This is a genomic window from Algibacter luteus, assembly GCF_030344935.1.
Taxonomy (GTDB): domain Bacteria; phylum Bacteroidota; class Bacteroidia; order Flavobacteriales; family Flavobacteriaceae; genus Arenitalea; species Arenitalea lutea.
Genome location: NZ_CP128313.1, coordinates 3131934 through 3144050, shown reverse-complemented (window position 1 = coordinate 3144050; position 12117 = coordinate 3131934). Strand labels below are relative to the sequence as shown.

Genomic DNA, 12117 nt, shown 5'->3' with positions numbered 1-12117 from the left:
TTTTTTTTATGTGTTTTTTTAAATTGTTTATTCTCCTAAAAACGGATATCTATAATCTGTAGGTGTTACAAAAGTTTCTTTAATCATTCTTGGTGATACCCAACGTAACAAGTTTTGTGCACTTCCGGCTTTATCGTTAGTTCCAGAAGCTCTTGCACCGCCAAATGGTTGTTGTCCTACAACAGCGCCAGTTGGCTTATCATTAATATAAAAGTTTCCGGCTGCGTTTTGTAAAGCTTCTGTGGCTTGTGTAATGGCGAATCTATCGGTTGATAAAATCGCACCTGTTAATGCGTACTCACTGGTGCCATCAACAAGTTTTAAAGTTTCAGCGTAAGCGTCATCTTCATAAACATAAATGGTAATGACTGGTCCAAAAAGTTCGGTACACATGGTTGTGTATTTTGGATCTGTAGTAACAATTACAGTAGGTTCAATAAAATACCCTTTGCTCTTATCATGACCACCACCAACTATAATATCAGCATTTGTATCCGCTTTAGCTTGGTCAATGTATTTGGCTAATTTATCAAAAGAGCCTTCATGAATAACCGCAGTAATAAAATTGCTCATATCTTCTGGAGAGCCCATTTTAAATGAGTTTACATCTTCAATAACAAATTTCTTAACGTCACTCCACAAACTTTTTGGAATGTATGCTCTAGAAGCTGCGCTACATTTTTGCCCTTGAAACTCAAAAGCACCACGTACAATAGCTGTTGCTACTTGTTTGGCGTTAGCTGTTTTATGAGCAACAATAAAATCTTTACCGCCAGTTTCTCCAACTATTCTCGGGTATGTTTTGTAATTATGAATGTTGTTCCCTATTTGTTTCCATAGTTCTTTAAAAATATAAGTAGAACCTGTGAAATGTAATCCTGAGAAATCAGGACTCGCCATAACGGTGTTGGTAATCATTACAGGGTCTCCAAAAACAACGTTTATAACTCCCGCAGGAACACCGGCTTCTTTAAACACATCCATAATTACTTTAGCAGAATAAATTTGGCTATCACTTGGTTTCCAAACTACAACATTCCCCATTAATGCCATACAAGCAGGCAAGTTTCCGGCAATGGCTGTAAAGTTAAATGGTGTAACCGCATAAGTAAAGCCTTCTAAGGGTCTATACTCAACTCTATTCCATGCATCACTTGTGCTTTCTGGTTGCTCCATGTAAATGTCGGTCATAAACTGAACGTTGAAACGCAAGAAATCTATCAACTCACAAGCAGCATCAATTTCTGCTTGATGGATGGTCTTAGACTGCGCAATCATGGTTGCAGCATTAATTTTTGCTCTATATGGTCCAGCAATTAATTCAGCAGCTTTTAAAAAGATACCGGCGCGTTGTTCCCAAGGCATTAAACTCCAAGTTTTACGCGCTTCTAAAGCTGTTGCAATAGCTTCTTCAACATGACTTTGTTCTGCAAGGTGATACGTGCCCACAACATGTTTATGGTCGTGTGGCGGGGACATTGTTCTGGTATTACCCGTTGTTACATCTTTGCCATTTATGTATAAAGGAATGTCAATTTTACTATTAAACATGTTTTTGTAAGTCTTTAGGACTGCATCACGTTCTGGTGATCCAGGTGCATAAGATTTTACAGGTTCGTTAACAGCAATTGGTACATTAAAAAAGCCTTTTCCCATGATTTTCTATTTTTTGTTATTGAATTTTCAGTAAATCTGGCACAAATTTACGAATATTTAAATGATTTAATTGAAAGTTGACTTCTTAAAACCACGTTAATTTTTATTTATTTTTTGTAAGTTGCTATCCTGTTTTAAGACTACAGATTTTATGTGCACCGTAACCATTTATCCAAAAAATAATTATGATTTTGTATTAACGACAAATCGTGATGAAGCACCTGATAGGGAGTCTTTAGAACCTGATTTTTACACTATAGATAACACTAAATTGTTGTTTCCGAAGGATGTAAAAGGGGGGACATGGATTGGTGTTAGTGAAAAAAATCGTGTAGTTTGCGTGCTTAATGGTGGTTTTAAACATCATGAGCGTTTACCAGAGTATAGAAAGAGTAGAGGTGTTGTTGCCAACGATTTTATGCTTGCTGATGATATTGTTACATGCATAGAGGCTTATAATCTTGTTGGTATTGAACCCTTCACTATGGTTATTCCAGATTGGAACCAAACACTTAAAATCTTCGAATTGGTGTGGGATGGTAATTTCAAACACTTGGTTGAATTGCCTCCTGAACCTAGAGTATGGTCTTCTTCGACTTTATATACCGATGGTATGCAAAAAGAGCGCCAGCTATGGTTTGAAAATTTTATTGCTTTTAATGTTTTGAGTGGAGAAACATTACTTGAGTTTCATAAAACTGAAGATGTAGATAATTTAGATTATGGCCTTATTATGGACCGTGGTTTTGTAAAAACAACAAGTATTACCCAAGTTGAAAAAACAGGTGGCCAATTGCAAATGCGCTATGAAAACTTAGAGCAAAATATAGTGACTACTAAAACTTTTAATGTTCCTCAAATTGTTAATGGATAATACGGGTATTATTTTAACATTAGCGTATCCTGATACCATTGTAATGGTTTCTGAAGAGTGGTTTTCACCATATTTAAGATATTTAGGTGTTGGTAAAAAGAATTATTTACGCGCAGGACATGCCGCATTGGTTTTAATTGAAAAATCAACGGGTGTTTTAGAATATCATGATTTTGGAAGGTATATCACGCCAGAACCCACAGGACGAGTTCGAGGTAGAGATACCGATAATGAATTACATTTCCCGCTAAAAGCTGAAATAGAACATAACGAGATTAAAAACTTAGATGTTATTTTAGAGTATTTAGGAACGCACCCCAAAATTACGCATGGTGATGGTAAATTAGTAGCTTCGGTTTGTAATGCGGTAAACTATAAAAAAGCGAGAGCCCATATAACCAGCATGCAAGAAAAGCATTTTATAAGGTATGCTGCTTTTGTAAAAGATGCTTGTAATTGCGCGCGTTTTGTAACCGATACTTTGATTGCTTCGGTAACTGATGCTAAGATTAAAAAAAGACTGAAAAACTCAAAATGGTTTACACCGAGTACCGTTGGAAATGTGTTACTTGCTGATACTGAAAATCACCCTTATGAGGTTTCAGAAATGGGCGAAATAACAAAATTTACAGGGTCGCAACGAAGTGAAAACATACGTTGTTTTTTAGATAAGTTGAAAGATCATGAAGTGAATTTGGTTGGAACTCAACATCCAAAACCGGTTAATGACTTACATGAAAAGGCACAGTGGCTCTCTGGAATAGCTGCTGGTGCTTGGTTTGAATTACACAAAAAAGGGCATGATGTAGAATATCATTTTAGACGGGTTTCGCCATACGGAAATATTGATATTCATGATGTATTTACTGTTGAAGATAACTCGTTTGATTACGATTTAGAGTTTGAATTTATTCATTATTCTAATTGTAAATTTTTCCATGTCAAACAAAATGAACGTATTTATAGGTTTGAAAGAAAATCTTAATCTTAATAAATACTTGAAGTTGATTTGCGTTAGGGATTGCAATGAAAATCCTTTTTGTGAGGCACGATCAAAAAGATTGTAATGAAAAGCCCGACCCGATAGGGTAACGCCCAATTTATCTTCTAATTTATTGCAAAGGGTGCACTTAATTTAAATGTTGGGATGGTAACCTGAAATTTTTTGGTGGTTGTGAAGTTAACCATACTGTAATGACCTTGCATAGCACCAAAAGGAGAGGTGAGTAAACAACCCGATGTATAGGTGTGCGAATCGCCCGGTTTTAGTACTGGTTTTTTGCCAATAACACCTTCGCCAGAGACTGTTTCAATGTTATTTAGCGCGTCTAATATTTCCCAATGGCGCGCATTTAATTGCACAGAATCTTTACTCTGGTTTTCGATTGTAATAGTATATCCAAAGGCGTATTGTATTTTATAATTTTTATAAAACGAGCCCTCGAAGGTGGTTTCTACCGAAATTTTTATGCCTTTTGTTACTTGTTGAACCATTGTTGTGCAAAGTATTAGCGCGTGCTAAAATAATAAATATTAAGTGGTTAACGTAATTTTTAACGTCTTTGATGGAAAAATTAGATGAAATGCATTTTTAGCCTGCAATAATTGTTAAAATTCTATTTTAACTAAGTGTTAATGCGGTATTTATTATGTATTAGTCGGCTTAGTTAGTGATGTTTGTAGACGATACTTGGTTAAAACCTATGATTCGGTCGTATCGAGCACCTAAATTTCTGTAATATACCAATACTTTATAATTGTTTTCGGTTTGCCAAAAATTGCCACTTATAGCGCCTTCATCTAAGATACCATTTTTATCTACTACCACATATTTGTAGTTATAAAACCCTTGCTTGAGCTTTAATTTTGTTTTGTAAACTCTGCCTTCGGGGTAAAAGTCCATTCGGTTCTCGTCATTAAGAGCAAAGTTATTATAATTGCCATATACATATATGTTTTTACCATCGAGTAATTCTGGATATTGTAAAGAGAAATGTACTTGAACATAATCTGCTTCTACACTTACATCGTCTCTGTCTATAGCCACAATTTTAAATTGCCCGTTAATATCTGGATTATACGTATATGGTACGTTTTTTCGCGATCCATCCATAAATAAATAGGCTTGATAAATGTCTTCAAGTGCAATAGCTTGTACCCGCATCGTTGCAGCCCTTACATCTTTAGTCTCGAAAAATAAATATTCGTTTCCACCTGGGAACGCGGTTTCTTTTATATATCTATAAATAAGTTTATTGCCCACAGTATATTGTGGTTTTAGGTTGCCAATGGCGGTGTTTAAATTATTATTTTGAATGATTAATGTCTTTACGGTTTGCTGCGGGTTGTTAACCGATCTGCCTGCTGCAATTTCGATATCTACGGTTTGTGTGGTTTCAATATTGCTAACATCTCTTGAGCGTTTTATGGCGATACCAGGGGTAACGATGTCTTCATAAATCATAAATTTTCTTGAAAACACTAAGTCTCGAGAGTTGTTGTAAATGGAAATAATATAATTACCTGAAACTTTTAACTGTTTGGTTTGTGAATTAGGGAGTGATAATTTATAATGCGAATACAGTTGAAACGTATTAAAGGAGTTTTGATAGTCCTGAATACGAAAATTATCGATTCCTAAAAGGTATTCTGATTTTACGAGAACAGATGGTTTCCAGTTATAATCACAATGCTGAATTTTATAATAAAAATCCGGTTCGTTACTCACTAAAGCATCAAATTCTAAGTAAAAAGGTTCACCTAGTTTCATAATAGGAAGTTCTCCTAAATTGCTACTTGAGCTTTTAAAAGTAATTGATTTGATGTATTCAGGTGGGTTAACTTCTTGTTCTTGGCTGTTAAGCACAAAACTGGTAGTGATTAAAAGAGATAACCATATAAGTTTAAACGACATTCTAGACTTTTTTTTGTAAATATAAGCAAATTCTGTGCCTAAGCTAAATCGTATTATTTAGAATAAATATAAATAACAAGTAGAGATTAAATTGAGTATCAAATTAGCTATTTATTCGTATTTTTGCAGCGATTTTTAGACAACTAATTTCAATAAAATAAATATGTCAAACGACATTCGTATTAAAAAAGGTCTGGACATTAAACTTATAGGTGAAGCTGAAAAAGCCGTAGAACGTGCGATTATTAGCAACTACTGCACTATAAGACCAGAAGATTTTCATAGCGTTATACCAAAACTTGTTGCAAAAGAAGGCACTACAGTAAAAGCTGGAGGTGTATTGTTTTTCGACAAATCCAAAGAAGTAGTGAAATTTGTATCTCCTGTTTCTGGGAAAGTAGTTGAGGTGGTTAGAGGACCAAAAAGACGCATTGATGCTATAAAAATTGAAGCAGATAAAACACAAGTTTTTGAAGATTACGGTAAATGTGATATTGAGGGGTTAAGCCCTGAAGAAATTAAGGCACATTTATTAGCTTCAGGTTGCTGGCCGTTTGTAAAACAACGTCCGTATGATGTGATTGCAAATCCAGAAAAATCACCTAAAGCGATTTTTATTTCTGGTTATGCAAGCGCGCCATTAGCAGCCGATTTAGATTTTACACTTCAAGGAAAAGAAGCAGAGTTACAAGCTGCAATTACGGCTTTAGGTAAGTTAACCGAAGGTAAAGTGCATGTTTCTGTAGGGAAAGATGCTAATTCACCTTTATCGAATTTAAAAGGGATAACGTTACATAAAGTTTCAGGACCACATCCTTCTGGAAATGTGGGGACTCAAATAAATAGAATTGATCCTGTAAATAAAGGTGAAGTTGTATGGACGGTTGCACCTCAAGATTTAGTTATTATAGGTGAATTACTTTTAACAGGTAAGTTTAATGCTGAGCGTATTGTTGCTTTAGTAGGTTCTGCCGTTGAAAAACCTAGATACTTTAAAACACTTGCTGGAAGTGAAGTTTCTACTATTATTTATGATAAAGGTTTAAGCAAAAAATCAAATGCTCGTATTATTTCTGGAAATGTGCTATCAGGAAAAGAAATTAGGCCAGATGGAGTATTAGATTATTACAGTAATGTCATCTCTATAATCCCAGAAGGTGATGATTATGAGTTGTTTGGATGGAATAAGCCTGTGTTTAATAAAATTTCAACATCTCGAGCATTAACATTTTCGTGGTTAACGCCCAATAAGAAATATGATTTAAATACAAATACTAATGGTGAGCATCGCGCATTTGTTACTACAGGAACTTACGAAGAGGTGTTTCCATTAGATATTTATCCAATGCAAATTTTAAAAGCTTGTATGTATAAAGATTTAGATGAAATGGAAGCTTTAGGGATGTACGAAGTTGCTCCTGAAGATTTTGCATTAACAGAATTTGTATGTGTATCTAAACAACCACATCAAAAAATTATAAGAGAAGGTTTAGACTTAATGCTTAAAGAAATTGGTTAATTATTCATTTTAAACAGTAAAATGAAAAATGTTTAAGATTATTCATTGAGGAACGAAATGAAAAATATTGCAAGATGGATTTAAAAAAGAGATTACATATTTTAAAGAGAAAGTATAAGTACAAAAAAATGGCTCCTGCCTTTAATGCACTTCATACGTTTTTATACTTACCAGATGAAACTACTCATAATGGTACCCATATAAAAGCAGCAGACGATTTAAAGCGTACCATGAATATTGTAATTATGGCTATGGTGCCATGTTTATTGTTTGGTATGTTTAATGCTGGTTACCAGCATTATATTGCTTTAGGAGAAATTGAAGCCGTTTCAGGTGGGTTTTTTAGTTCTGAATTCTGGACACTAGATAATTTTCTGGTTGGTTTAGTGAAAATTTTACCGCTTGTAATTGTATCATACGGTGTTGGTTTAGCAATCGAATTTTTATTCGCAGTAATTAAAAAGCACGAAGTAGAAGAAGGTTATTTAGTAACTGGTATGCTAGTGCCATTAATTGTACCTGTTGATATTCCGTTATGGATGTTAGCTGTTGCAGTCGCTTTTGGTGTTGTTATAGGAAAAGAAGTTTTTGGTGGTACAGGGATGAATATCTTAAATCCAGCATTAACTATTAGAGCGTTTTTATTCTTCGCATATCCAACTTGGATGTCTGGAGATAAAGTTTGGGTTCATGGCGCGGTTGAAAGAGATCAAGCTATTGCAGCAGGACAAAACTTAGATGCTATTTCTGGAGAAACGATTTTAGGGAGTTTAGCACAAGGCAAAGAAGCAGGTTATGAAGTCATGGATATGTTCTTAGGATTTATTCCGGGTTCTGTTGGAGAAACTTCTACGTTATTAATAATTTTAGGTGGATTGTTTTTAATATTCACAAAAATAGGAAGCTGGAGAATTATGCTATCGTCAGTTGTTGGTGCCATTATTATGGGATTAATTTTTAATCAAGTTACGGCATCAGGATTGATTACAGAAAGTAGTAAATTTTACGGACTAATGAATGCTCCTTTTTGGGAACATTTAATAATAGGAGGATTTGCTTTTGGTACGGTGTTTATGGCTACCGATCCGGTAACTGCTTCGCAAACCAATAAAGGGAAATGGATTTATGGTTTCTTAGTTGGTTTTATATCAATAATGATTCGTGTGTTTAATCCAGCTTACCCTGAAGGTGTTATGTTAGCAATCTTGTTAATGAATGTGTTCGCACCAACTATTGATCATTATGTGGTTCAAGGTAATGTGAAGAAAAGAATGAAACGTTTAAAAGTAAAAACGGCTTAATCATGAGTAATAAAACAGATTCAAATATATATACAATACTATTCGCTATAGGAATGGTTGTGGTAGTTGGTGCTTTATTAGCTTTTACAGCAGCATCACTAAAGCCAAATATTACAGAAAATAAGCGTATTGAAAAGCAACAGAATATCTTATACGCCATGGGTGTTAATGAGAACGACGAAACAAGTGCTGTTTTCATTTCTGCAACAGAAGCACCTGAAGCTTTCCAATCGTTTATAAAAAAACAATTAGTTATTATTGACGGTGTTGCAAAAGAAGATGACCAAGCATATTTAATTGATATCAAAAAAGAAAAATCGGCTGCTAAAGATCCTGATTACTCTAGAAAATTACCATTATTTGTTGGTGAAAGAGAAGGTAAAACATATTACGTAGCTCCGATATATGGTAAAGGTTTATGGGATGCTATCTGGGGATATGTTGCTTTAGATGAAAATATGGTAGTACAGGGTGCTTATTTTGATCATAAAGGTGAAACACCTGGATTAGGAGCAAACATTAAGCAACGATTCTTTATGGATGATTTTTATGGAGAGCATCTATTAACTGAAAATGGTGCCTTTAAAGGTATTACCGTTGCAAAAGGTAATGCAGATCCTAAAAATCTAGATAAAACTGATAACGAAGTTGATGCCATTGCTGGTGCAACAATTACAGGAGATGGTGTTACAGCCATGATAAAAAGCGATTTAAAGTTATACAAGCCTTATTTCGATAGTTTAAAAACTCAAAAAACAAATTAATCTATGGGACTTTTATCAAAAAAAGACACAAAGTTAATCACAGACCCATTAGCGGATAATAACCCTATTACGATTCAAGTATTAGGTATTTGTTCAGCTTTAGCGATTACTGCAGAATTGAAAGCTTCAATTGTAATGGCTGTTTCGGTATTGTTTGTTTTAGGAATAGGAAACGTGGTTATTTCTTTGATGAGAAATATAATTCCATCTAAAATTAGAATTATAGTTCAGCTTGTAGTTGTAGCAGCTCTTGTAATTATAGTAGATCAAGTTTTAAAAGCTTTTGCTTACGAGTTAAGTAAAACCTTATCAGTATTCGTAGGTCTTATTATTACAAACTGTATTATTATGGGACGTTTTGAAGCTTTTGCTTTAGGTAACGGACCATGGCGTTCATTTCTTGACGGTATAGGAAATGCAGCAGGTTACGGTGTTATTCTTATTATAGTTGGATTTTTTAGAGAGCTTTTAGGTTCTGGTACTTTACTTGGATTTAAGGTTTTAGGAGATCCTATCGAGAAAACAGGATTGTATGCTTTAGGCTATGAAAATAACGGTTTTATGTTATTATCGCCAATGGCATTAATTGTAGTTGGTATTATAATATGGGTACAACGTAGTAGAAATAAAGCATTAATAGAAGATCATTAAATAAGTAAGCAGTTTGCAGAAACAGTAAACAGTAAATAACTGTAAACTGGGACCGTGACTGAAAACTCAAAATATATGGAACATATAGAATTATTTTTCAAATCAATATTTATAGATAACATGGTATTTGCCACGTTCTTAGGGATGTGTTCTTACCTAGCTGTATCTAAAAAAGTAAGTACAGCCGTTGGTCTAGGTGCTGCAGTAATTTTCGTATTGGCTATTACAGTACCATTAAACTGGTTATTGGATCAATATTTATTACAACCGGGAGCATTATCTTGGTTAGGTGCTGAATATGCAGATTATGATTTAAGTTTCTTGTCATTCATCATGTTTATTGCAACCATTGCAACCATGGTACAATTGGTAGAAATTGTAGTGGAAAAATTTTCACCTTCATTGTATAATTCATTAGGGATATTTTTACCGCTTATTGCAGTAAACTGTGCGATTTTGGGAGGGTCATTATTTATGCAATCTCGTGAAATACCAACGTTAGGTTTAGCATTAAACTACGGTATAGGTTCTGGAATCGGATGGTTTTTAGCAATTTTAGCCATTGCAGCTATTCGTGAGAAAATTAGATATTCAAATGTGCCACCAGCTTTAAGAGGGTTAGGAATAACTTTCATTATTACAGGTTTAATGGCTATAGGATTTATGAGTTTTGGAGGTATGTTAACGGGTGGTGACGATGAAGCTCCAAAAGCAGACGAAGCTACCCAAGTAGAAGCTTCAAAAGAAGATTTAAATAAAGAAAAAGTGTTAGCTAACAACATAAAAGTAAATGAGTAATATGATATTAGCCGCAGGAACATTAGGAACCGTAATAGCAACTGTAACAGCGTTTTTAGTAATTACTTTGTTGTTGGTCGCATTGTTATTATTTGTAAAACAAAAACTTTCGCCATCAGGTCCAGTTAAAATCACCATTAATGGTGAAAAAGAAATTGAGGTAGCCTCTGGAGGAAGTTTACTTTCTACATTAGGAGCTCAAAAAATATTCTTACCATCGGCATGTGGTGGTGGTGGAACTTGTATTCAATGTGAATGTCACGTTTTAGAAGGTGGAGGTGAAGCGCTTCCTACTGAAACGCCTCATTTTACAAGAAAAGAATTGCAGCATGGTGCGCGATTAGCGTGTCAAGTTAAAGTAAAGCAAGACATGGATATTACCATACCAGAAGAAGTTTTTGGTATTAAAAAATGGGAAGCAACTGTTGTACGTAATTATAATGTAGCCTCTTTTATTAAGGAATTTGTTGTTGAAATTCCAGAGGATATGGGTTATAAAGCTGGTGGATACATTCAAATTGAAATTCCTCCTTGTCAGATAAAATATGCTGATATTGATATTACAGCACACCCAGAAGAACATGAAACTCCAGATAAGTTTCAAGCTGAGTGGGATAAGTTTGGTCTTTGGCCACTAGTAATGAAGAATGATGAAACTGTTGAAAGAGCTTATTCTATGGCTTCTTACCCAGCAGAAGGTCGAGAAATTATGTTAAATGTTCGTATTGCTACACCGCCTTGGGATCGTGCAAAAAACGGCTGGATGGATGTTAACCCTGGTGTTGCTTCATCTTACATTTTTGCTCAAAAACCAGGTGATAAAGTAACTATTTCAGGTCCTTACGGTGAGTTTTTCATTAATGAATCTGAAAGTGAAATGCTATACGTTGGTGGTGGAGCAGGAATGGCACCAATGCGTTCGCATTTATATCACCTTTTCAAAACATTAAAGACTGGAAGAAAAGTAACTTATTGGTATGGTGGACGATCTAAAAGAGAGTTATTCTATTTAGATCACTTTTATCAGTTAGAAAAAGATTTCCCTAACTTTAATTTCTATTTAGCATTATCTGAACCATTACCAGAAGATAACTGGAAGGTTAAAGAAACTATAGATTCACCAGGTGATGGATTCGTTGGATTTATCCACAATTGTGTAATTGATAATTATTTAAGTTTACATGAATCACCAGAAGATATTGAATTATATTTCTGTGGACCTCCATTAATGAACAAAGCAGTTCAAAAAATGGGTGAAGATTTTGGTATCCCTGATGAGCATATCAGATTTGATGATTTTGGTGGATAAGACTATCACACATTTATAAATAAAAAAACCGCCTTTTCTGGCGGTTTTTTTATGCCCAGTTTTTAAGTAAGATGTTATCCTAACAGAGCCTATAAATGCAAAACTATGTATTTTATCGATAAAAATTTGCATTTCATCGAATAAAAGTTATATTTGTCTTGTTGAACCCCAAAATTACTAAAATGAAAAAGTAACCTATTTATTGATTTTAGTCTACGTTTGTTCTTTTATGGTTGGTGTAAAATTAACTAATAGAATAGCAAAATTACAAGCACATTATTTTTCCCTAAAATGTTCAAACTCATTAATTACTATGAGCGCAAAATGCTTT

11 protein-coding genes are annotated in these 12117 nt (G+C 34.3%); 8 read left to right on the top strand and 3 right to left on the bottom strand.

Annotated features, from left to right (window positions below; all coding sequences use genetic code 11):
* Positions 1 to 27: 27 nt before the first annotated feature.
* A complete protein-coding gene (pruA, locus tag O5O44_RS13370; RefSeq protein ID WP_289194759.1) occupies positions 28 to 1656 on the bottom strand; it encodes an L-glutamate gamma-semialdehyde dehydrogenase in 1629 nt (542 codons plus the stop codon).
* Between the two features lie 151 nt (positions 1657 to 1807).
* On the opposite strand from pruA, the gene O5O44_RS13365 reads away from it, so the two are divergent.
* Together O5O44_RS13365 and O5O44_RS13360 are read left to right on the top strand one after the other, a co-directional pair.
* Positions 1808 to 2530, top strand: coding sequence for an NRDE family protein (locus O5O44_RS13365; RefSeq protein WP_289194758.1), 723 nt, complete (start codon positions 1808 to 1810; stop codon positions 2528 to 2530).
* Positions 2523 to 3515, top strand: a complete 993-nt coding sequence (locus tag O5O44_RS13360) for a DUF6695 family protein (RefSeq protein WP_289194757.1) — start codon at positions 2523 to 2525, stop codon at positions 3513 to 3515. Before O5O44_RS13365 ends, O5O44_RS13360 begins: the two co-directional genes overlap by 8 nt.
* 122 nt (positions 3516 to 3637) lie before the next feature.
* Here O5O44_RS13360 and apaG read toward each other — a convergent pair whose 3' ends face one another.
* Both apaG and O5O44_RS13350 read right to left on the bottom strand, forming a co-directional pair.
* Positions 3638 to 4024 carry a Co2+/Mg2+ efflux protein ApaG gene (gene apaG / locus O5O44_RS13355; RefSeq protein WP_019387885.1) on the bottom strand — a complete coding sequence of 129 codons (387 nt, stop codon included), beginning with the start codon at positions 4022 to 4024 and terminating at the stop codon, positions 3638 to 3640.
* 169 nt (positions 4025 to 4193) lie between these two features.
* Entirely contained in the window at positions 4194 to 5444 is a 1251-nt protein-coding gene (locus O5O44_RS13350; protein WP_019387884.1) for a type IX secretion system plug protein, read from the bottom strand.
* 163 nt (positions 5445 to 5607) lie between these two features.
* Between O5O44_RS13350 and O5O44_RS13345 the strand changes: the two genes are divergently transcribed.
* The 6 genes from O5O44_RS13345 (at position 5608) to nqrF (ending at position 11786) form a co-directional block, all read left to right on the top strand.
* Positions 5608 to 6963 carry a Na(+)-translocating NADH-quinone reductase subunit A gene (locus O5O44_RS13345; protein ID WP_289194756.1) on the top strand — a complete coding sequence of 452 codons (1356 nt, stop codon included), beginning with the start codon at positions 5608 to 5610 and terminating at the stop codon, positions 6961 to 6963.
* Positions 6964 to 7037: 74 nt separating this feature from the next.
* Entirely contained in the window at positions 7038 to 8264 is a 1227-nt protein-coding gene (locus O5O44_RS13340) for an NADH:ubiquinone reductase (Na(+)-transporting) subunit B (protein WP_289194755.1), read from the top strand.
* 2 nt (positions 8265 to 8266) lie between these two features.
* Complete coding sequence (locus O5O44_RS13335; protein WP_019387881.1) at positions 8267 to 9028, top strand: Na(+)-translocating NADH-quinone reductase subunit C; 762 nt, start codon at positions 8267 to 8269, stop codon at positions 9026 to 9028.
* A gap of 3 nt (positions 9029 to 9031) precedes the next feature.
* A complete protein-coding gene (locus O5O44_RS13330) occupies positions 9032 to 9679 on the top strand; it encodes an NADH:ubiquinone reductase (Na(+)-transporting) subunit D (protein WP_019387880.1) in 648 nt (215 codons plus the stop codon).
* Positions 9680 to 9754: 75 nt separating this feature from the next.
* Positions 9755 to 10477, top strand: a complete 723-nt coding sequence (gene nqrE / locus O5O44_RS13325) for an NADH:ubiquinone reductase (Na(+)-transporting) subunit E (RefSeq protein WP_289194754.1) — start codon at positions 9755 to 9757, stop codon at positions 10475 to 10477.
* A 1-nt stretch (position 10478) separates the two neighbouring features.
* On the top strand, positions 10479 to 11786 hold the full coding sequence (gene nqrF / locus O5O44_RS13320) for an NADH:ubiquinone reductase (Na(+)-transporting) subunit F (RefSeq protein WP_026010062.1): 1308 nt from the start codon (positions 10479 to 10481) through the stop codon (positions 11784 to 11786).
* The last annotated feature ends 331 nt before the right edge of the window (positions 11787 to 12117 follow it).